23 protein-coding genes are annotated in these 21071 nt (G+C 68.9%); 19 read left to right on the forward strand and 4 right to left on the reverse strand.

Features of this window, described 5'->3' with window-relative positions:
* Position 1: 1 nt before the first annotated feature.
* Entirely contained in the window at positions 2 to 646 is a 645-nt protein-coding gene (locus RT309_RS01890; RefSeq protein WP_313354818.1) for an FMN reductase, read from the forward strand.
* 81 nt (positions 647 to 727) lie between these two features.
* On the opposite strand, the gene RT309_RS01895 is transcribed toward RT309_RS01890, so the two are convergent.
* Entirely contained in the window at positions 728 to 901 is a 174-nt protein-coding gene (locus tag RT309_RS01895) for a DUF5302 domain-containing protein (RefSeq protein WP_313354820.1), read from the reverse strand.
* Between the two features lie 333 nt (positions 902 to 1234).
* Here RT309_RS01895 and RT309_RS01900 point away from each other — a divergent pair, with 333 nt between their 5' ends.
* From RT309_RS01900 to RT309_RS01920, 5 genes are all read left to right on the forward strand, one after another.
* Entirely contained in the window at positions 1235 to 3502 is a 2268-nt protein-coding gene (locus RT309_RS01900; RefSeq protein WP_313354822.1) for a polyribonucleotide nucleotidyltransferase, read from the forward strand.
* Positions 3503 to 3685: 183 nt separating this feature from the next.
* Positions 3686 to 4744, forward strand: coding sequence for an aldo/keto reductase (locus tag RT309_RS01905; protein WP_313354823.1), 1059 nt, complete (start codon positions 3686 to 3688; stop codon positions 4742 to 4744).
* Between the two features lie 103 nt (positions 4745 to 4847).
* Positions 4848 to 5450, forward strand: coding sequence for a histidine phosphatase family protein (locus tag RT309_RS01910; protein ID WP_313354824.1), 603 nt, complete (start codon positions 4848 to 4850; stop codon positions 5448 to 5450).
* Between the two features lie 64 nt (positions 5451 to 5514).
* The gene (dapB, locus tag RT309_RS01915) at positions 5515 to 6261 is read left to right on the forward strand and encodes a 4-hydroxy-tetrahydrodipicolinate reductase (RefSeq protein ID WP_313354826.1); all 747 of its coding nucleotides are present in this window, start codon (positions 5515 to 5517) and stop codon (positions 6259 to 6261) included.
* Positions 6258 to 6701 (forward strand): hypothetical protein, encoded by a 444-nt coding sequence (locus tag RT309_RS01920; RefSeq protein ID WP_313354827.1) that lies wholly within the window; start codon positions 6258 to 6260, stop codon positions 6699 to 6701. The genes dapB and RT309_RS01920 overlap by 4 nt, the downstream gene beginning before the upstream one ends.
* An 11-nt stretch (positions 6702 to 6712) precedes the next feature.
* Here the strand turns inward: RT309_RS01920 and RT309_RS01925 are convergent, their stop codons facing one another.
* From RT309_RS01925 to RT309_RS01935, 3 genes are all read right to left on the reverse strand, one after another.
* On the reverse strand, positions 6713 to 7138 hold the full coding sequence (locus RT309_RS01925; protein ID WP_101187023.1) for an OsmC family peroxiredoxin: 426 nt from the start codon (positions 7136 to 7138) through the stop codon (positions 6713 to 6715).
* An 89-nt stretch (positions 7139 to 7227) separates the two neighbouring features.
* Positions 7228 to 7749, reverse strand: coding sequence for a DUF4395 domain-containing protein (locus RT309_RS01930; protein ID WP_313354832.1), 522 nt, complete (start codon positions 7747 to 7749; stop codon positions 7228 to 7230).
* A complete protein-coding gene (locus RT309_RS01935; protein ID WP_313354834.1) occupies positions 7746 to 8171 on the reverse strand; it encodes a thioredoxin family protein in 426 nt (141 codons plus the stop codon). Before RT309_RS01935 ends, RT309_RS01930 begins: the two co-directional genes overlap by 4 nt.
* Positions 8172 to 8239: 68 nt before the next feature.
* Between RT309_RS01935 and RT309_RS01940 the strand changes: the two genes are divergently transcribed.
* The 13 genes from RT309_RS01940 to miaB form a co-directional block, all read left to right on the forward strand.
* Positions 8240 to 9049, forward strand: coding sequence for a thymidylate synthase (locus RT309_RS01940; RefSeq protein ID WP_313354835.1), 810 nt, complete (start codon positions 8240 to 8242; stop codon positions 9047 to 9049).
* On the forward strand, positions 9046 to 9522 hold the full coding sequence (locus tag RT309_RS01945) for a dihydrofolate reductase (protein WP_313354837.1): 477 nt from the start codon (positions 9046 to 9048) through the stop codon (positions 9520 to 9522). Before RT309_RS01940 ends, RT309_RS01945 begins: the two co-directional genes overlap by 4 nt.
* Positions 9522 to 10277 carry an SDR family NAD(P)-dependent oxidoreductase gene (locus tag RT309_RS01950; protein WP_313354839.1) on the forward strand — a complete coding sequence of 252 codons (756 nt, stop codon included), beginning with the start codon at positions 9522 to 9524 and terminating at the stop codon, positions 10275 to 10277. The genes RT309_RS01945 and RT309_RS01950 overlap by 1 nt, the downstream gene beginning before the upstream one ends.
* 43 nt (positions 10278 to 10320) lie before the next feature.
* Positions 10321 to 11298, forward strand: a complete 978-nt coding sequence (dapA, locus tag RT309_RS01955; RefSeq protein WP_313354841.1) for a 4-hydroxy-tetrahydrodipicolinate synthase — start codon at positions 10321 to 10323, stop codon at positions 11296 to 11298.
* A gap of 60 nt (positions 11299 to 11358) precedes the next feature.
* On the forward strand, positions 11359 to 13035 hold the full coding sequence (locus tag RT309_RS01960; RefSeq protein WP_313354843.1) for a ribonuclease J: 1677 nt from the start codon (positions 11359 to 11361) through the stop codon (positions 13033 to 13035).
* A gap of 59 nt (positions 13036 to 13094) precedes the next feature.
* Complete coding sequence (locus RT309_RS01965) at positions 13095 to 15851, forward strand: DNA translocase FtsK (protein ID WP_313354845.1); 2757 nt, start codon at positions 13095 to 13097, stop codon at positions 15849 to 15851.
* Positions 15851 to 16426: a CDP-diacylglycerol--glycerol-3-phosphate 3-phosphatidyltransferase gene (gene pgsA, locus RT309_RS01970; protein ID WP_313354847.1), complete on the forward strand. Its 576-nt coding sequence runs from the start codon at positions 15851 to 15853 to the stop codon at positions 16424 to 16426. Before RT309_RS01965 ends, pgsA begins: the two co-directional genes overlap by 1 nt.
* Entirely contained in the window at positions 16423 to 16905 is a 483-nt protein-coding gene (locus RT309_RS01975) for a CinA family protein (protein ID WP_313354849.1), read from the forward strand. The genes pgsA and RT309_RS01975 overlap by 4 nt, the downstream gene beginning before the upstream one ends.
* A gap of 153 nt (positions 16906 to 17058) precedes the next feature.
* Complete coding sequence (locus RT309_RS01980; protein WP_313354850.1) at positions 17059 to 17367, forward strand: helix-turn-helix transcriptional regulator; 309 nt, start codon at positions 17059 to 17061, stop codon at positions 17365 to 17367.
* A gap of 20 nt (positions 17368 to 17387) precedes the next feature.
* Complete coding sequence (locus RT309_RS01985) at positions 17388 to 17609, forward strand: DUF3046 domain-containing protein (protein WP_313354851.1); 222 nt, start codon at positions 17388 to 17390, stop codon at positions 17607 to 17609.
* A 246-nt stretch (positions 17610 to 17855) separates the two neighbouring features.
* Positions 17856 to 18899, forward strand: coding sequence for a recombinase RecA (gene recA / locus RT309_RS01990; RefSeq protein WP_313354853.1), 1044 nt, complete (start codon positions 17856 to 17858; stop codon positions 18897 to 18899).
* Positions 18899 to 19543 carry a regulatory protein RecX gene (locus tag RT309_RS01995; RefSeq protein ID WP_313354855.1) on the forward strand — a complete coding sequence of 215 codons (645 nt, stop codon included), beginning with the start codon at positions 18899 to 18901 and terminating at the stop codon, positions 19541 to 19543. The genes recA and RT309_RS01995 overlap by 1 nt, the downstream gene beginning before the upstream one ends.
* Positions 19544 to 19603: 60 nt before the next feature.
* The coding region (gene miaB / locus RT309_RS02000) for a tRNA (N6-isopentenyl adenosine(37)-C2)-methylthiotransferase MiaB (protein ID WP_313354857.1) at positions 19604 to 21071 on the forward strand (1468 nt) is incomplete at its 3' end.

A 21071-nucleotide genomic window follows, 5' to 3' on the forward strand; every position in this document is an offset into this window, starting at 1 on the left:
GATGGGCGAACGTCGCATCGCCGTCGTCTCGGCCGGCCTGTCGAACCCCTCGTCTACGCGGATGCTGGCCGACCGTCTGGCTGCGGAGACCACGAAGGCGCTGCGAGAGCGCGACATCGACGTGAAGGTCGACGTGATCGAGCTGCGCGATCTGGCGCACGACATCACCGACAACCTGCTGACGGGATTCGCCCGGCCGGCGCTCGAGACGGCCATCAACACCGTCGTCTCGGCCGACGGGCTGATCGTGGCCACGCCGATCTTCTCGACGAGCTACTCGGGGCTCTTCAAGTCGTTCATCGACGTGCTCGACCCGGACGCCCTGACCGGCAAGCCCGTGCTCATCGGCGCGAACGCCGGCACCGCCCGGCACTCGTTGGCGATCGACTACGCGATCCGTCCGCTGTTCGCCTACCTGCACGCCGAACCGGTGTCGACCGGCGTCTTCGCGGCATCCAGCGACTGGGGCGGCGCGGGTGACGAGGTCGCCCCGCTCGCCAAGCGCGTCGAGAGGGGTGCGAGAGAGCTCGCCGAGGCGATCGCCAAGCGCGGTGCCGCAGAGGTCGTCGACCCGTACGATCCCGCGACCTACCTCGGTGAGGGGCGCTCGTTCGGACACCTGCTCGGAGGGCTCGCCGGGGAGTGACGCCCGAGTCGAGTCGGCCCCCGGGACGACGAAGGGCTGCGACATTCGTGTCGCAGCCCTTCATCTCGCGTCGGAAGCAGCTCAGCCGCTCTTGCGGCGGAACTCGCGCTTCATCTGCGGCGCGTGGGTCGCATGAACGGCGGAGTCGCCGTCCAGGTGCGACTCTCCGCCCCGACTCTGTGCATTCTTCTTGTCGAGCGCTTCCCTGAACTTGCGCTTCATCTCCTCTGAAGAGACTGCCTTGTCTTCGCTCATGCTCGTCAGCCTAGGCGAAGACAGTCGATTTCGGCGGCGTCCGCTCTCGAACCGTGGCGATGAACCCGGCGTGGACACGCCCGCTGATAGGATCGACAATGGTGCAGTCTGCGCCACACAACTTCACATCGATTCACGGAGCGGTCGGCTGAGAAGCTGGTCCCCTGTGGTGGGTTCCTCGTCGCACACGGCGCCGGGTGGTCTTCTACTGGTGGCCAGCGCAGGCGTGATCGGCGGGAATCCCCGCGCGCTTATATCTACCCGCATCCGCTCCTTCGCGACAACTCGCGCGCCACACGGGCGAGCGAGCCTAAACAAAGAAGGAGAGACCTCTTGGAAGGTCCTGAAATCACCGCCACCGAGGCCGTTCTCGACAACGGCCGCTTCGGCACCCGCACCATCCGCTTCGAGACCGGCCGCCTCGCGCAGCAGGCTCAGGGCGCCGTCGCCGCCTACCTGGACGGCGAGACCATGCTGCTCTCGGCCACGAGCGCGGGCAAGCACCCGCGTGAGGGCTTCGACTTCTTCCCGCTGACGGTCGACGTCGAGGAGCGCTCCTACGCCGCCGGCAAGATCCCCGGCTCGTTCTTCCGTCGTGAGGGTCGCCCCTCGACCGAGGCGATCCTGGTCTGCCGTCTGATCGACCGTCCGCTGCGTCCGTCGTTCGTCGACGGTCTGCGCAACGAGGTCCAGATCGTCATCACGGTCCTCTCGATCGCCCCGGGCGAGTTCTACGACGCCCTCGCGATCAACGCCGCCTCCGCGTCGACGCAGATCTCGGGTCTGCCGTTCTCGGGCCCCGTCGCCGGTGTGCGCCTCGCGTTCATCCCCGGTCACGGCCAGCACGAGGACCAGTGGGTCGCGTTCCCGACCGCCGAGCAGGTCTCCGAGGCCGTGTTCGACCTGATCGTCGCCGGTCGCGTAGTCACCAAGGCCGACGGCTCCGAAGACGTCGCGATCATGATGGTCGAGGCCGAGGCGACCGAGGGCAGCTGGAACCTCATCAAGGCCGGCGCCACCAAGCCCAACGAGGATGTCGTCGCCGCGGGCCTCGAGGCCGCGAAGCCGTTCATCGCCCAGCTCGTCAAGGCTCAGGCCGAGCTCGCCGCCACCGCATCCAAGGAGCCGGGCGTGTACCCGGTCTTCCCGGCGTACAGCCAGGAGGTCTACGACTTCGTGGCCGGTCGCGCCTATGACGAGCTCACGGGCGTCTACCAGATCGCCGACAAGCAGCAGCGTCAGAACGCCGACGACGCGATCAAGGATCGCGTCAAGGCCGAGCTGATCGAGGCGACCGAGGCGGGCCAGCTGCCCGCTGCGGCCCCGCTCGAGTTCTCCGCCGCGTACAAGTCGGTCACCAAGACGATCGTCCGCGGACGCATCCTCACCGAGGGCGTGCGCATGGACGGCCGCGGCCTCGCCGACATCCGTCCGCTCGACGCGGAGGTGCAGGTCATCCCGCGCGTGCACGGCTCGGCGATCTTCCAGCGCGGCGAGACCCAGATCATGGGTGTCACCACGCTGAACATGCTCAAGATGGAGCAGCAGATCGACTCGCTGTCTCCCACCACGAGCAAGCGCTACATGCACCACTACAACTTCCCGCCCTACTCGACCGGTGAGACCGGCCGCGTCGGGTCGCCGAAGCGTCGCGAGATCGGGCACGGCTTCCTCGCCGAGCGCGCCCTCGTGCCGGTGCTGCCGAGCCGCGAGGAGTTCCCCTACGCGATCCGTCAGGTCTCCGAGGCGCTCAGCTCGAACGGCTCGACCTCGATGGGCTCCGTCTGCGCATCGACCCTGTCGCTGCTCAACGCCGGCGTGCCGCTGCGCTCCGCCGTCGCAGGCATCGCGATGGGCCTGGTCTCCGATCAGGTCGACGGTGAGACCCGGTACGCTGCGCTGACCGACATCCTGGGTGCGGAAGACGCACTCGGCGACATGGACTTCAAGGTCGCGGGCACGTCGGAGTTCATCACCGCGATCCAGCTCGACACCAAGCTCGACGGCATCCCGTCGTCGGTGCTCGCCGGCGCGCTGACCCAGGCGCGCGACGCCCGCCTGACCATCCTCAACGTGCTGAACGCCGCGATCGACGCTCCCGACGAGATGGCGCCGACCGCGCCGCGCGTCATCAGCGTGCAGATCCCGGTCGACAAGATCGGCGAGCTGATCGGCCCGAAGGGCAAGACGATCAACGCGATCCAGGATGAGACCGGCGCGCAGATCTCCATCGAGGAGGACGGCACCGTCTACATCGGCGCGACCGACGGACCGTCGGCCGAAGCCGCTCGCGCGCAGGTCAACGCGATCGCCAACCCCACCAACCCGGAGGTCGGCGAGCAGTTCCTCGGCACCGTCGTGAAGATCGCCACCTTCGGCGCCTTCGTGTCGCTGCTGCCGGGCAAGGACGGACTGCTGCACGTCACCGAGGTGCGCAAGCTCGCCGGTGGCAAGCGCGTCGAGAACGTCGATGACGTCCTCTCGGTCGGCCAGAAGCTGCTCGTGCGCATCACCAAGATCGACGACCGCGGCAAGCTGTCGCTCGAGCCGGTCACCGAGGACGCACCCGCAGAGGGCGAGTCGGAGAACGCTGAGGCGTGAGCCGTCCGGATGCCCGCTGAGCGGCATCCATGACCGAGGAACCCGGGATCGTGCGCCCAGCGCCGCGATCCCGGGTTCCTTCGTATCCGATGTGATCGAACCGTTACGAGAACTTGCCGCCGGTGATGCCTTCATGGCCGGCACCGGGCCCGCGCTCGCCTACCCTCGAAGTACGCACCGGAGGTGCGCAGCTACGGGGGTGGCGATGTGAAGCTCTTCGGCACAGGAGCAGCCGGCACGGCCGGCGCGCCGACCAGCACCGTGCCCGGCTTCGACTCGCATCCCTCCGCGCCGATCCCCGTGGTCGGCCCGGGGGTCGGGGAGGGCATCCGCGTGCCGCTCGGCGAGACCGGACTGTCGATCTTCCCGCTCATGCTCGGCGCCGCAGAGTTCGGCTGGAGCACCGACCAGCGCACCAGCAGTCAGATCCTCGACCGCTTCATCGAGTTCGGCGGCAACGCGGTGCACACGGCCGACGGGTTCTCCGGCGGACGCAGCGAGCACATCATCGGGCAGTGGCTTCGCGCGCGCCGCGTCCGGGACCGGATCCGTCTGAGCGTGCGCATCGGCTCGCACGCCGACAACCCCGGTCTCGGGTCGGTGAACCTGGTGCGTGCGGTGGAGGGGTCGCTCACGCGGCTCGCGGTCGACTGCATCGATGTGGTGTACCTGGACGCCACGCTCGACACCAGCTCGGTGCTGGAAGACACCCTCGCGACGGTGGAATGGCTGCGCGACGCGGGGAAGATCCGCTCGGTGGGAGCGTTCCGCTTCGCCGCCGAGCGTCTCGTTGAAGCGAGGATCCTCGCGTCGGCCGGCTACCCGCGCATCGAGGTCGTCGACGAGCCCTACAACCTCGTGCGCCGTCGGGGGTTCGAGGGCGATCTGCGTCTGGTGGCCGGCGCTCAGAACCTCGCGGTCACCCCCTCGCACGCACTCGAGCACGGGTTCCTCTCCGGCCGGCACCGCAGCAAGTCCGCCGTCACCGGCGTGCGCGGCGAGCAGATGAAGGGCAATCTCAACCGCCGTGGCATCCGCGTGCTGCGGGTGCTAGACCGCATCGCCGCCGAGCTGTCGGTGCCGGTCGCGGCCGTGTCGATCGCCTGGCTGCTCGCGCAGCGCACGGTGGTGGCGCCGATCGTGAACGCGTTCGCACCCGAGCACGTCGAGGAGCTCATGCAGGGCGCCGGTATCTCGCTGCTGCGCTCGCAGATCGTCGAGCTCACCCGCGCCGGCGACTGAGGGCACCGTGCGTGCGGCGCGCGTCGCGCCTCGGCGTCGTGTCGGTGCGGTGTTCTAAGCTGGACTCACCCATCCGAGGGGGACGGGCTGAAGCGAGCGGGCAGTGACGCATTACATCTATCTGGTCAGACATGGCGAACATCAGGATGCCGAGCACGGCGTCGACGACGGACCGCTCTCGCCTCGAGGACGGCGTCAGGCCGAACTGATCGCGGATCGGCTCTCCGGACTTCCGCTGGACGCCGTCTGGCATTCGCCCCTGCTGCGGGCGACGGAGACCGCCCGCACCATCGCCGCCCGCCTTCCGTCGGTCGACCCCGTTCCGTCTGCGCTGCTGTTCGACTGCGTGCCCAGCGGGATGAGCGACGACGTGCCCTCGGTGTACGAGACGTTCTTCGGGTCGGTGAGCGAGGCCGAGATCGAGGCGGGCTCCGCGCAGATGGCCGATGCGGTCGGCGAGTTCCTGCGGCGGCGCACGGGCGACGTGCACGAGGTTCTGATCACCCACAACTTCGTCATCTCGTGGTTCGTGCGCGAGGTGCTCGGCGCTCCGGACTGGAGGTGGATGACCCTCAACCAGGCGCACTGCGGACTCACCGTGATCGCTCAGAAGCAGGGCCGGCCGTGGACTCTGCTCAGCCACAACGACCTCGGCCACCTGCCGATGGAGCTGCGCACCGGTCTGCCCGAGGGCGCTCTGGTCTGACGAGGCGACGACCGTCACGGTCACGACGGCGGGTCCACGCGGCGGGCGAATCTAGACTGGGACCATGACGACACAGGTCGCCCTCGTCGGCGGTACAGGCTCACTCGGACGCATCATCCACGGGGTGATCGACCAGCTCGACGGCTTCGAGGTGCGCGCCGTGCTCGGCTCGGCGAGCGACCTCGCCGAGATGGACGGCGCCGACCTCGTCGTCGACGCGTCGACCCCGGCGGTGAGCATCGACGTGGTGCGAGCGGCCGTGGAGCGCGGCATCAACGTGCTGGTCGGCACCTCGGGATGGTCGCAGGAGCGCATCGCGCTGGTGCGCCCGCTGGTCGACGCCGCCGGCACCGGCGCGGTGTTCATCCCCAACTTCTCGCTGGGCTCGGCGCTCGGCTCGGCACTCGCCGCGGCCGCCGCGCCGTTCTTCCCGTCCGCCGAGATCATCGAGGCGCACCACGATCGCAAGATCGACTCGCCCAGCGGCACCGCGGTGCGCACGGCCGAGCTGATGGTCGCCGCGCGGGAGGCGCAGGGCCCGTTCCAGGCGCCGCACGTCGATCAGCGCGCGCGAGGACAGCAGGTCGCCGGCGTTCCGGTGCACTCCCTGCGTCGTCCCGGCGTGATCGCCAAGCAGGAGGCCATCCTGTCCGGCCCCGGTGAGTCGCTGACGATCGTGCACGACACGATCGATTCCGCGGCCGCCTACGCCCCGGGCATCCGGCTCGCCGTCCCGTTCGCGCGCGATGCGCGCGGTGTGACCGTGGGGCTGGAGAACCTCGTCGACATCGGCATCCGGACGCGCGCGTGAGCTCGCGGATCGGGGTGGTCGTGATGGGAGCGGCGCTGCTGCTCTACGTGGTCACCGCCGGCTGGCTGGCGGTGATGTTCCTCCGCGTCGCGACTCCGATCTCGATCGGGATGGCGATCGCGTTGATCGTGATCGCGCCGATCGGCGCGTGGGCGCTGGTGCGCGAACTCCTCTTCGGCTTCGCGGCGGATCGGCTCGGGCGCACGCTCGATGCAGAGGGTGGCATGCCTGCGGCCCCGGAACGCCTGACGCCGAGCGGCCGTCTGATGCGTGACGACATCGACCCGCTGATCACGCAGTACGGGGCGGCTGCCGAGGCCGAGCCGGGAGACTGGCGCGCCCGCTACCGTCTGGGGGTGGTGCAGGATGCCGCCGGGCGGCGGAAGGATGCCAGGGCCAGCATCCGCGAGGCGATCAGGCTGTCGCGGACGCGGCCCTGACATCGAGGACTTCAGGCGAGGCTGGCCTCGAGGGTGATCTCGATGCCGGCGAGCGCCTGCGAGACCGGGCATCCGGTCTTCGCGCCCTCGGCGATCTCCTGGAACTTCTCCGGTGTGAGCCCGGGAACGCTCGCGTTCACGTTCAGGTGGCTGCCGGTGATGCCGGTGCCGGGCTTGAAGGTGACCGACGCCGACGTGTTCACGCGCTCGGGCGGGGTGCCGTTCTCGGCCAGCGCGTGCGAGAGCGCCATGCTGAAGCACGACGCGTGCGCGGCGGCGATGAGTTCCTCCGGCGTCGTGGTCGAGTCGGATCCTTCGCTGCGCGACTTCCAGTCGATCGGGAAGGTGCCGAGGTTCGAGCTCGAGAACGCGACGGTGCCCGAGCCCTCCATCAGGGATCCGGTCCAGGTGGTTGCGGCTTCGCTGGTGACGGTCATTGTTCCTCCGAGAATCGCACGTGGCATCGCGCCGCGGGTTCGCGTCGCCTCGCCAGCCTATCCAGAGCCGGTCTGCGTCGGAACAGAGGTCAGGCGGTGGCTTCGCTCCGCCGCAGCACCCCTGCGCGCTGCAGCAGCAGGTACATCTGGCAGCCGAGGCAGAAGCCGAAGGCGGCGTTGAGGAAGGCGGCGATGAATGCCGCGGCCGTCGCGATCGGGAGGGCCAGGGGAACGCCGGCGAGGTGCAGCACGAGGCCGAGAGCCACGACGAACAGACCGACGCCCTGGGCGAACCGCGGCGGGCGCGGATCCTCGAGTTCGACAGGCGGCGTCAGGCGGGGCCGGACGGCCGTGCGGAACAGCGCCACCCAGGGCGAGGTCGGGGGAGATACGACTCCCCAGATGAACAGCGCAGCCACGATCGCGGCGACGACGAAGCCGAGGTCGGTCGCCCGGTCGCCGAGGGATGCCGTGCTGATCGCCCATCCCCGTGAGGAGCTCGAGGCGGCGATGCCCGTGAGGGCCAGGACCGTCGCGATCAGCAGCAGTGCCGAGGTGATCCACGCGGCGAACCGCGGACCTCGGGGGTCGATTCCATCCCGGGCGGTCATGCGGTCTCCTGAAGCGCGGGCAGCTCGTCCAGAGCGGCGATGATGTCGTCGGGGCGTGGCACGCCGACGAACCGGGCGACGACCCGGGCATCCGGGCCGACGAGCAGGGTCGTGGGGGTGCTCAGCACGCGGTGCTCCGATGCCAGATCGGGGCGATGGGTGAGATCCACGTCGTGCACGTCGATCGCGCCCCTCGCGGAGGCCAGCTCGCGCAGCATCCGGCTCACCTGCGGGCAGCGCGAGCAGGTGTCGGTGCTGAACAGCACGAGCGCTGCGCGCTCGCGCAGCAGACCCAGTCGGTCGACGTGGACGGCGCCGGTGGCGCGACGGCGGCGGCCGTCTCGCAGGCGCCACAGCAGACCCGCCGCCACCGTGATGGCGAGCAGTACGCCGGTGATCAGCAGGGCGGTCGCGAGCGGCATGCGTCGAGGCTACGTCGAACGACGCGGCCGCAGCCGAGTGTGACACCGCGTGACGTATCGTTGCTGGCATGAGTGCAGTCGTGCCGACACCCTACGAAGACCTGCTGCGTGACGTGCTGGAGTCGGGCACGCACAAGGACGACCGCACCGGCACGGGAACCACCAGCGTCTTCGGACGGCAGATCCGGTTCGACCTCTCTGCGGGATTCCCCCTGATCACCACCAAGCGCGTGCACTTCAAGTCGATCGCGTACGAGCTGCTGTGGTTCCTGCGCGGCGACTCGAACGTGCGCTGGCTGCAGGAGAACGGCGTGACCATCTGGGACGAGTGGGCCGACGCGTCCGGCGACCTCGGACCGGTGTACGGGGTGCAGTGGCGCTCGTGGCCGACGCCGGACGGCGGCCACATCGACCAGCTCTCCCAGGTCATCGAGCAGATCAGGGCGACGCCTGACTCGCGCCGCCTCATCGTGTCGGCGTGGAATCCGGCCGACATCCCCGACATGGCGCTGGCTCCGTGCCACGCGCTGTTCCAGTTCTACGTCGTCGACGGCCGGCTGTCGTGCCAGCTGTACCAGCGCAGCGCCGATCTGTTCCTCGGCGTTCCGTTCAACATCGCCTCCTACGCGCTGCTGACCCTCATGGTGGCGCAGCAGACCGGCCTCGAGCCGGGCGACTTCGTCTGGACCGGCGGCGACTGCCACATCTACGACAACCACATCGAGCAGGTGCGTGAGCAGCTCGCCCGAGACCCGTATCCGTACCCGACCCTGAGGTTCTCGCGCACGCCGGAGTCGATCCTCGACTACCGCTACGAGGACTTCATCGTGGAGGGCTACCAGCACCACCCGGCGATCCGCGCGGCGGTGGCGGTATGACCTGGGCCGGGCTCATCTGGGCCCAGGCGAGCGGCGGCGTGATCGGCGCCGGCGGAGGGATGCCCTGGCACGTGCCCGAGGACCTCGCGCATTTCAAGGAGATCACCTCCGGCGCGCCGGTGATCATGGGCCGGCGCACCTGGGACTCCCTGCCCGAGCGCTTCCGCCCGCTGCCCGACCGCGAGAACATCGTGATCACGCGCAGTCAGGACTGGAGCGCGGCGGGCGCTCGACGCGTGGCCGGCATCGCCGAGGCCGTGCGCGGTCAGGAGCGGGTGTGGATCATCGGGGGTGCGGAGATCTTCCGGCAGGTGATCGGCGACGCCGACCGCCTGGAGGTCACCGAGCTCGACATCGAGGTGGACGGCGACGCGTACGCGCCGCCGGTCGACGGCTGGCGTCTGGTGGACGAGGGGGAGTGGCAGACGTCCCGCACCGGCATCCGATACCGCTTCCTCGGATACGAGCGCTGATGCCCACCGCACTGATCACCGGAGCGAGCGCCGGACTCGGCGTCGAATTCGCGCGGCAGCTCGCCGCGCGCCAGGCCGACCTCGTGCTCGTCGCCCGCAGTGCCGACGCCCTCGAGGCGCTGGCCGCGCAGCTGCGCGACGAGCACGGCGTGCACGTCGAGGTGCTGCTCGCCGACCTGGCGATCGAGGCCGACGTGCAGCGCGTCGCCGACCGCATCGCCGATGCCCCCATCGATCTGCTCGTCAACAACGCCGGCTTCGGCCTGCCGCTGCACTTCGCCGACAACCCGATCGACGATGAGGTGCGGCACCTGCGCGTGCACGTCGAGGCGTCGATGCGACTCATGCACGCGGCCATCAGCGCCATGCGCGGCCGGGGCGGGCGGATCATCAACGTGGCCTCCGTGGCCGGTTTCATCTCCCGCTCCACCTACTCCGCGTGCAAGTCGTGGCTGATCGGGTTCAGCCGGTGGGCGAACGCCGAGTACGGTCGCGACGGAGTCAGCGTCACGGCCCTGTGCCCCGGGTTCACGCACACGAGCTTCCACGAGCGGATGGGGCTCGCCCCCGGCCAGGAGGGCGTGCCGTCGATCATGTGGCTCGATGCGCCCCGGGTCGTACGAGCCGGACTGCGGGATGCCGCCCTGGGTCGGCCCGTGTCGATCCCCTCGCTGCGCTACAAGGTCATCGTCGCGCTCACGCGCGTGCTGCCCAGCCGGCTCACCTCCGGCATCGCACGTCGCGGTCGCGTCTGACGCGCGGTCCCGGCGCCAGGCACTGAAACGCTACGCTGAGAGGATGACGCACGCGGAAAATCCCTTCGGACAGGTGCTCGTCGCGCTGGTCACCCCGATGACCGCCGACGGCGAGGTCGACTGGCCGGCCACCGAGAACCACCTGGACCGCGTCATCAGCGACGGTGCGGACGGCATCGTCGTCACGGGCACGACGGGTGAGACCTCCACTCTCACCGACGACGAGAAGATCCGTCTCGTCGAGGTCGGGAAAGACGTCTCGGCCGGGCGGGCGAAGATCATCACCGGTGGCGGGTCCAACGAGACCGCGCACGCCATCGAGCTGTACAAGGCCAGCGAGAAGGCCGGCGCCGACGGACTCCTGGTCGTCACGCCGTACTACAACAAGCCCACCCAGGCCGGCATCCTCACTCACTTCCGCCTGGTCGCCGACGCCACCGACCTGCCGGTCATGCTCTACGACATCCCCGGTCGCACCGGCGTGCCGATCAGGTACGAGACGATGCTGCGCCTGGCCAAGCATCCGAACATCCTCGCGGTCAAGGACGCCAAGGGGGACTTCAGCGAGGTCAGCCGGGTGCTGAATCAGACCGAGCTGATGTACTTCTCCGGCGATGACGCCAACGTGCTGCCGCACCTGTCGATCGGTGCGACGGGCCTCGTCGGCGTCACCGGAAACATCACCTCGGCCCCCTACCGGGCCATCGTCGACGCGGTCAACCGGGGCGACCTGACGGCCGCGACCGCCGAGCACAAGCGTCTCGAGCCGCTGGTGCGAGCGGTCATGACGCACGTGCCCGGCACGGTCTCGGCGAAGTACATCCTGCACGGACTCGGCCGCATCAACAGCCCGCGCGTGCGGCTGCCTCTCGTCGGCCCGGAGGAGTGGGAGGCCGCGCTCATCGAGGACGAGCTCGCCCTCGTCACGGATGTCGCCGGCGCCGACTTCTCGAACTTCCGCCCCGACCGCAACGCTGCGGCCGGCGGCGCACTGCCCAAGGTGCACGGCACCACACGATGAGCGCGCCAACGCGCTGACAACGACATGACCGGGCCCCGCCTGCCCGCTTGAGGAGACCGAATGTCCTTCCCCCTCGCCGAACCCGAGCCGCTCGCTCCCGGAACGCTGCGGGTCACCCCGCTGGGCGGTCTGGGCGAGGTCGGGCGCAACATGACCACGTTCGAGTACGAGGGCAAGATCCTCATCGTCGACTGCGGCGTGCTCTTCCCCGAGGAGCACCAGCCCGGCGTCGACCTGATCCTGCCCGACTTCGAGCCGATCAAGCACCGGCTCGACGACGTGGTCGGCGTCGTGCTCACGCACGGTCACGAAGACCACATCGGCGCGGTGCCGTACCTGCTGCGCCTGAAGCAGGACATCCCGCTGATCGGATCCGGTCTCACGCTCGCGCTCGTCGAGGCGAAGCTCAAGGAGCACCGGATCAAGCCCTTCACCCTCACCGTGAGGGAGGGCCAGGAGGAGAAGGTCGGTCCGTTCGACCTCGAGTTCGTCGCGGTCAACCACTCGATCCCGGATGCCCTGGCCGTCGCCATCCGCACCCCGGCCGGACTCGCGCTGGCCACGGGCGACTTCAAGATGGACCAGCTGCCGCTCGACGGGCGGATCACCGACCTGCGCGCCTTCGCGCGTCTCGGCGAGGAGGGCGTCGACCTGTTCCTCGTCGACTCCACCAACGCCGACGTGCCGGGATTCACGCCCACCGAGCGATCGATCGGACCCGTTCTCGAGCAGGTCATCGGCAAGGCGCGGCGCCGGGTCATCGTCGCGAGCTTCTCGAGCCACGTGCACCGTGTGCAGCAGGTCATCGACGCCGCGCACGCCCACGGTCGCCGCGTGGCGTTCCTGGGCCGCAGCATGGTGCGCAACATGACGATCGCCGAGCAGCTGGGCTACCTGAAGGTGCCCGCGAACGTGCTGATCGACTACAAGAAGGCCCGCGACCTGCCCGACGACAAGATCGTCTACATGTCGACGGGATCGCAGGGCGAGCCGATGGCCGTGCTCAGCCGCATGGCCAACCTCGACCACGCGATCGAGCCGGGAGAAGGTGACACCGTCATCCTCGCCTCGAGCCTCATCCCGGGCAACGAGAACGCGGTCTACCGTGTGATCGACGGGCTCACCAAGCTGGGCGCCGACGTGGTGCACAAGGCCAACGCGCAGGTGCACGTCTCCGGCCACGCCGCGGCCGGCGAGCTGATCTACTGCTACAACATCCTGAAGCCGAAGAACGTGCTGCCGGTGCACGGCGAGTACCGTCACCTCATCGCGAACGCCAAGCTGGCCCAGGCCACCGGCGTGCCCGAGGAGCGCACGATCGTCGGCGGCAACGGCACCATCATCGACCTGCGCGACGGTGAGGCCCGGGTCGCCGGTCAGCTCGACATCGGCTTCGTGTACGTCGACGGATCGACGGTCGGCGGCATCACCGACGCCGATCTCAAGGACCGCCGGATCCTCGGCGAAGAGGGCTTCGTGTCGGTCATCGTCGTGGTGGACTCCTCGACCGGCGGCATCATCTCGGGACCCGAGATCCATGCGCGCGGCGTCGCGGAGGACGACCGGGTGTTCGACGACATCACCCCCAAGATCATCGCCGCCCTGCAGGAGGCGGCGAGCAACGGTGTGCGCGACAACCATGCGCTCTCGCAGATCATCCGCCGCACGATCGGGCGCTGGGTCAACCAGAAGCTGCGCCGTCGCCCGATGATCGTGCCCCTCGTGATCGAGGCCTGATACCGCGTAAAGCCGCGTCACTGCGGGCGGTTGTCGGCCGTCGGCCGTACCGTGGACACATGGCCAGGAGCACCACCAAGTCCGAGCGCGCGTCCGAGAGCGCGAACTCGTCCCGCCCGAAGCGGCAGACGACGGCCCGATCGAGCGCGAAAGCCGCTCCCGCTCCGAAGAAGTACATCGACGAGGCCGAGCGAGCCCCGCTCGGGGTCCGCATGTGGCTCGGGCTCGCACACGGGGTCGGCGGCCTGTTCCGTGCCTTCGGCCCGGAGAACCTCGAGAAGGATCAGCGACGCGACGGCTTCCCGCTGCTGCTGGTGCTGTTCGCCATCATCGGCGGCGTGGTCGAGTGGTTCTTCATCGGCAACGTGATCGCGCAGAACATCAGCGCGTTCACCTGGGGTCTGCTGGTCGGCCGGGTCGCGTTCGTGCTCCCGGTGCTGTTGTTTCTTCTCGCAGGGTGGCTGTTCCGTCACCCGTCGTCGGTGCATGACAACGGCCGGATCGGGATCGGCTTCGGTCTGTTCGTGCTGTCGCTCGCCGGCATCCTGCACGTCGCCTCGGGCACCGCCGGCGCGACCGGCGCGATCGTCAGGCCACAGCCACGCGACGGGATGCCCGAGCTCAGCGCCGCCGGCGGACTCTTCGGCTGGATGCTCGGTGAGCCTCTCGCCTTCCTCACCTCGGTCGTCGCGTACATCATCCTCGCGCTGCTCGCGGTGCTCAGCATCCTGATCCTCACCAAGACGCCGCCGAACCGCATCGGCGAGCGGCTGGGCGACCTGTACGCCTGGATGTTCGGCGCCGAGCGGCCCCTGCGTCCGACGGCGGAGGAGGCCGTGGCCGCCGACGACGCCGAGAAGGACGACGCGCTGCCGTGGTGGCGACGCAACAAGAGCGGGCGAGAGGAGACGCCGGACGACGACGTCGACTCCCAGGCCATCACGGCGCTGTTCGACGAGCCGTCGCAGAAGAGCGCGTACGACCAGGCGGTCATCGTCGACGACGAGCCCGCGACCCACGGTGGGGCGGATGCGGCGACCGAGGTGCTCTCCGACGTCAGCGCCCTCACCGGGCTTCTCGGCGAGCAGAACACGACCGCCCTGCTCGACGACTCGGGCTCCACGGGCGAGCTGCCCGGTCTCGACGGCTTCGGAACCGCAGGGCCCGGGGAGAAGGGGATGCAGGCGCCCGCCGCGCCTTACGTGCTCCCCTCGACGGCGGTGCTGAAGCCCGGACCGCCGCCGGTGGTGCGCTCGGATGCCACCGACCGCACGATCGAGCAGATCACCAGCGTGCTCGAGCAGTTCAAGGTCGACGCCAAGGTCACCGGCTTCTCGCGCGGTCCGACGGTCACGCAGTACGAGATCGAGGTCGGTCACGGCGTCAAGGTCGAGAAGATCCTGCAGCTGAGCAACAACTTCGCCTATGCGGTCGCGTCGAACGACGTGCGCATCCTGTCGCCCATTCCGGGCAAGAGCGCCATCGGCATCGAGATCCCCAACGTCGACAAGGAGACCGTCGCGCTCGGGGATGTGCTGCGCTCGAGCGCGGCGCAGAAGAGCACGCACCCGCTGACCATCGGCGTCGGCAAGGACGTCGGCGGCAACATCGTCGTGGCGAACCTGGCCAAGATGCCGCACCTGCTCGTCGCCGGTTCGACAGGGTCGGGAAAGTCCAGCTTCGTGAACTCGATGATCACGAGCCTGCTCATGCGCGCCCGCCCCGCCGATGTGCGCATGGTGCTGATCGACCCGAAGCGGGTCGAGCTGACCAACTACGCGGGCGTGCCGCACCTGATCACGCCCATCATCACCAACCCGAAGAAGGCGGCCGAGGCGCTGCAGTGGGTCGTGAAGGAGATGGACATGCGGTACGACGACCTGGCGTCGTTCGGCTACCGCCACATCGACGACTTCAACAAGGCCGTGCGCGCCGGAGAGGTGCAGCTGCCGCCGGGCAGCGAGCGCGTGCTCAAGCCCTACCCCTACCTGCTGGTCGTGGTCGACGAGCTCGCCGACCTGATGATGGTCGCCCCTCGAGACGTCGAGGACTCGATCGTGCGGATCACCCAGCTGGCGCGCGCATCGGGAATCCATCTCGTGCTTGCCACGCAGCGCCCCAGCGTCGACGTCGTCACGGGTCTGATCAAGGCGAACGTGCCCTCGCGTCTGGCCTTCGCCGTCACCAGCGTCACCGACAGCCGCGTCATCCTCGATGCGCCCGGCGCCGACAAGCTGATCGGTCAGGGCGACGCGCTGTTCTCGCCGATGGGCTCGTCGAAGCCGTTCCGTCTGCAGGGCGCCTGGGTCGACGAGGCCGAGATCTCGGCGGTCGTGAAGCACGTCACGCAGCAGGCGCGACCCGAGTACCGCCCCGACGTGCAGGAGTCGGCCGAAGCGCGCAAGAAAGAGGTCGACGAAGACATCGGAGACGATCTCGAACTGCTGCTCGCGGCGGCCGAGCTGATCGTGTCTTCGCAGTTCGGGTCGACGTCGATGCTGCAGCGAAAGCTGCGCGTCGGCTTCGCCAAGGCCGGACGCCTCATGGACCTGCTCGAGTCGCGCGAGATCGTCGGGCCCTCGGAGGGCTCGAAGGCCCGCGATGTGCTGGTCACATCGGAGCAGCTGCCGGGAGTGCTCGCGAAGCTGCGCGGAGACGACGCGCCGGCACCTGCGCCGCCTGCCGCCCCGCCCGCGAGCGCCTCCGCCGACCCGTACGGACACGACCCGGTGGCCCAGCAGTTCGAAGGGCTGCCGGTGGTCGAGAGCGATGACGACGGCGACGAAGACGCCTGGGGACTGACGGGACGCGACTGATGACGATTCCGAGGCAGCTTCCCAACGTGATCACGATCGCCCGCATCCCGCTCGCGGTCGTCTTCTTCGTGCTCCTTCTTCTCGCAGGCGCGTTCGGCGCCGACGACATCGTCATGCGCTGGGTGTCTGCGGGGCTCTTCGTGCTCGCCATCTCGACGGACTGGGTCGACGGCTATCTCGCGCGCAGGTACGACATCGTGAGCGACTTCGGAAAGCTGTGGGATCCGATCGCCGACAAGCTGCTCACCGGCGCGGGCTTCCTCGGCCTCGCGATCCTCGGCGAGGTTCCGTGGTGGATCGTCGTCGTGATCCTCGTCAGGGAGTGGGCGATCACGATCCACCGCTTCACGCTCGTGCATGAGCACGTCGTCGCTGCGGCCTGGATGGGCAAGATCAAGACGGTCGTCCAGGGCGTCGCGCTGAGCTGGGCGCTGCTGCCGCTGGGCGGGCTCGTCGGTCAGACCGCCTGGGTCGTGGTCACGCAGGTGCTGATGATCCTGGCGGTCCTGCTCACCGTCGCGAGCGGCATCGACTACGTCGTGGCGCAGGTGCGCGGTCGCCGGAGGGCCGGATGACGGATGCCGCGCTGCTGGTCGCCGCTCTGCGCGAGCGCGGCTGGACGCTGGGTGTCGCGGAGTCGCTCACCGGAGGTGCGGTCGCCGCCGAGATCGTGTCGGTCCCCGGTGCGTCGGCTGCTCTGCTCGGCGGCGTCGTCGCCTACGCGACCCCGGTCAAGCACACGCTGCTCGGCGTGGACGCCGCTCTGCTCGCCGAGCACGGTGCCGTGCATCCCGACGTGGCCGCGCAGATGGCCGAGGGAGTGCGGCGCACCGTGGCCGTCGACGGTCGTCCGGCCGACGTGGGCATCGCGACGACGGGGATCGCCGGGCCGGACTCGCCCGACGGCCAGCCGGTCGGCACCGTGCACATCGGCGTCGCCACGCCGACGGGCATCCAGAGCATCCCGCACCTGTTCGCCGGCACGCGCGCGGAGATCCGTGCGCAGGCGACAGCGGCGGCCGTCTCCGCAGCGCTGGCAGCGGTGCGGGAATAGGTCCGCGCGCATCGACGTTCTCCTCTACGTGACAAGCCGCTCACTCACAACTCAAGCACAGCGAGAAACAGTAGATTCGACGACAACCGATCGGGTTAGACTGGCGATCCCCTCGGAGCAGTCTCCGGGTGGCGCGACGGAAAGGAGGTTCCGATGATCCTCGTCAGACAGGAAATCGGCGATGTGCTGCGGGACTTCCGCCTGCAGAAGGGGCGCACCCTGCGCCAGGTCGCGAGCAAGGCCTCCGTGGCTCTCGGGTATCTGAGCGAGGTCGAGCGCGGTCAGAAGGAGGCGTCGAGCGAGATCCTCGCGTCGGTCGCAGAGGCACTCGACGTGCCGATCTCGACGATCATGCGCGAGGTCGGCGACCGCATCTCCGTGCTCGAAGGCCTCAGCCCGTTCCCGGACGTCGTCCCCGACGACCTCGTCGCCGCGGTCGAGCCCGAGCTGTCGCTGCACTGACGCCGCAGCGCACTCCCCACATGCGACGAAGCGAGTTCCTCCGCGCGGTCGACGACGAGTTCGGCGGCCGCGCGGATTCTCTAGTGCACGACCTGATCCTGAGCACACTGGGCAGGACAGCCCGTGAGGCACTGGATGCCGGTGTGCCGCCGCGCGACATCTGGCTCGCGCTGTGCGATGAGACCGACGTGCCCGCGACGCGGCGCTACGGCGTGGGACGGCTGGATCCGCGCGAGCGCTGAACGAAACTCTGCGGCCACTCGTCGGCGTGTCGTCGAAGATGTGTTCGATGTGTGCGTAATGTTCTGCACAAGTGGTCTTGAGGTCATCTTCTCCACATCAGATGCTGTCGCCGATCCAATGTCGGTGGCCGCTCATACGGTGAGAGATGTGGCACTGAGCCATACGCCTTGTCGCAGAGTCACTCCATCCGGAACGGCCGCGACAGCCTACAGGCGGCAGAACTTCGAGATACAGAGGAGCACGTCATGCCATCCACCGACGACCGCGAGAAGGCCCTGGATTCCGCACTCGCACACATCGAGCGTCAATTCGGCAAGGGTTCGATCATGCGACTGGGCAGCGACGAGCGCGCTCCTGTCGAGGTCATCCAGACCGGGTCGATCGCCCTCGACGTCGCCCTCGGCATCGGAGGTCTGCCGCGCGGACGCATCATCGAGATCTACGGGCCCGAATCGTCCGGTAAGACGACGCTGACCCTGCACGCGATCGCCAACGCGCAGCGCGCCGGCGGAATCGCCGCGTTCATCGACGCCGAGCACGCGCTCGACCCCGAGTACGCACGCAAGCTCGGCGTCGACATCGACCAGCTGCTCGTCTCGCAGCCCGACACGGGTGAGCAGGCCCTCGAGATCGCCGACATGCTGATCCGCTCCGGCGCGATCGACCTCGTCGTCATCGACTCCGTCGCCGCCCTCGTGCCCGAGGCCGAGATCAAGGGCGAGATGGGCGACTCGCACGTGGGTCTGCAGGCGCGACTCATGTCGCAGGCGCTGCGAAAGCTGACCGGTGGGCTGAACCAGACCCGGACCACGGCCATCTTCATCAACCAGCTGCGCGAGAAGATCGGCGTGTTCTTCGGCTCGCCCGAGACCACGGCCGGCGGTAAGGCGCTGAAGTTCTACGCCTCGGTGCGCCTCGACATCCGGCGCATCGAGACCCTGAAGGACGGCACCGAGGCGGTCGGAAACCGCACCCGTGTCAAGGTCGTCAAGAACAAGATGGCCCCGCCCTTCAAGCAGGCGGAGTTCGACATCCTCTACGGCATCGGGATCTCGCGCGAGGGCAGCCTCATCGACTTCGGCGTCGAGCACGGCATCGTCAAGAAGTCCGGCTCGTGGTACACCTACGACGGTGACCAGCTCGGCCAGGGCAAGGAGAACGCCCGCAACTTCCTGATCAAGAACGATGACGTCGCCATGGCGATCGAGATGCAGATCAAGCAGAAGCTGGGTGTGGGTGCCAAGGCGGAAGACACCGTCGACGAGCTCGCCGAACGCCGTCCGGCCTGATGTCATCCGCTGACGACGGGCTCGCCCCGGTGATCCCGTTGTTCGGGGGAGCTCCGCGGCTCGACGATCCCGCCGAGGATCATGACGGTGCCGTGCCGGTCGAACCGGATGCCGACGAGATCCGTCAGCGCGCAGAGGAGGCGCTGGTGCGCAAGCTGCGCGCCAAGCAGCTGTCGGTCTCGGAGGCGCGGTCGGTGCTGCGCGAGAACGGCCTCGACCGCGACGGGATCGACGACGTCATCGACGAGTTCCTCCGCCGCAGCTACCTCGACGATCACACGCTCGCCTCGCTGCTGGTGACCTCGGGGTCCGAGCGGAAGAGGCAGGGACGCATCGCTCTGGCGCGGTCGCTCGCGCAGCGCGGCATCCCGCGCGACATCGTCGACGACGCGCTCGCTGAGCTGCCCGACGACGACGCCGAGCGTGCACTGGAGTTCGCCCGCAGCAAGGCGTCGGGCATGAGCCGCCTCGACTACGACACCGCACTGCGCCGGCTGCACGGGCAGCTCGCCCGCCGCGGCTACGGCGGCTCCGTCGCGATGGACGCCGCGCGCACAGCCCTGGGCGAGGTCGGAGTGCGTCGCGCGACGACCCGCCCGTCCGGCGCGCACTCCTCCGGCGTGCGATTCGTCGACTCCGACTGAGCATCCTCTCTACGAGCCGCCCAGCCACTCGGCCCGGGCGGCTCGTAGAATGGATCCACCATGTCTTCTCTCTCTTCCGAACCGACGATCATCGCGCCCTCCACCGCGGCGATCACCGCCGACGGGCGCCGTCGCTCCTACGAGGTGCGCACCTTCGGCTGCCAGATGAACGTGCACGACTCCGAGCGCCTGTCGGGTTCGCTCGAGAGCGCAGGGTATGTGCGGGCGGATGCCGGCGACGAGGCCGACATCGTGATCATCAACACCTGCGCCGTGCGCGACAACGCTGCCGGCAAGCTGTACGGCACCCTCGGGCATCTCAAGTCCCGAAAGGACAAGCACGAGGGCATGCAGATCGCCGTCGGCGGATGCCTCGCGCAGATGGACCAGCAGGCCGTGCTCGACAAGGCTCCCTGGGTGGACGTCGTCTTCGGCACGCACAACATGGGCTCCCTGCCCGGCCTGCTCGAGCGCGCACGTCACAACGGCGAGGCCGAGCTCGAGATCCTCGAGTCGCTCGAGATCTTCCCGTCGACGCTGCCCACCAAGCGCGACTCCGCGCACAGCGGCTGGGTGTCGATCTCGGTCGGCTGCAACAACACCTGCACGTTCTGCATCGTCCCGAGCCTGCGAGGCAAGGAGAAGGACCGCCGTCCCGGCGACATCCTCAATGAGATCCGCCTGCTCGTCGAAGACGGAGCGATCGAGGTGACGCTGCTCGGGCAGAACGTCAACTCCTACGGTGTCGAGTTCGGCGACCGCCAGGCGTTCAGCAAGCTGCTGCGCGCCGCGGGAGAGATCGAGGGACTCGAGCGCATCCGCTTCACCAGCCCGCACCCCGCCGCGTTCACCGACGACGTCATCGATGCGATGGCCGAGACGCCCAACGTGATGCCTCAGCTGCACATGCCGCTGCAGTCGGGCAGTGACAGCATCCTCAAGGCGATGCGTCGCTCGTACCGCAGCTCGCGCTACCTCGGCATCATCGAGCGCGTGCGCGAGCGCATCCCGCACGCGGCCATCACGACCGACATCATCGTCGGCTTCCCCGGCGAGACCGACGAGGACTTCGAAGACACGATGCGCGTCGTCGAGCAGTCCCGCTTCTCGGGCGCCTTCACCTTCCAGTACTCCATCCGGGAGGGCACGCCGGCCGCCACCATGCAGAACCAGGTGCCGAAGGATGTCGTGCAGGAGCGGTACAACCGCCTCATCGCCCTGCAGGAGCGGATCTCGCTCGAGGAGAACCAGAAGCAGGTCGGCCGCGAGGTCGAGGTGCTCGTCTCGGTCGGCGAGGGCAAGAAGGATGCCTCGACGCACCGCCTCACCGGACGTGCGGAAGACAACCGGCTCGTGCACTTCGAGGTGACCCCGGGATCCGAGCTCCCGCGCCCCGGTGACGTCGTCACGGTGAAGATCACACACGGCGCGCCGTTCCATCTGCTCGCCGACGACCCGACCGGCGCACCGCTGCGCGTCCGCCGCACCCGCGGCGGCGACGCGTGGGATCGCGCGCAGGCGGCGTCGT

Source organism: Microbacterium sp., assembly GCF_032084865.1.
Classification (GTDB): Bacteria; Actinomycetota; Actinomycetes; order Actinomycetales; family Microbacteriaceae; genus Microbacterium.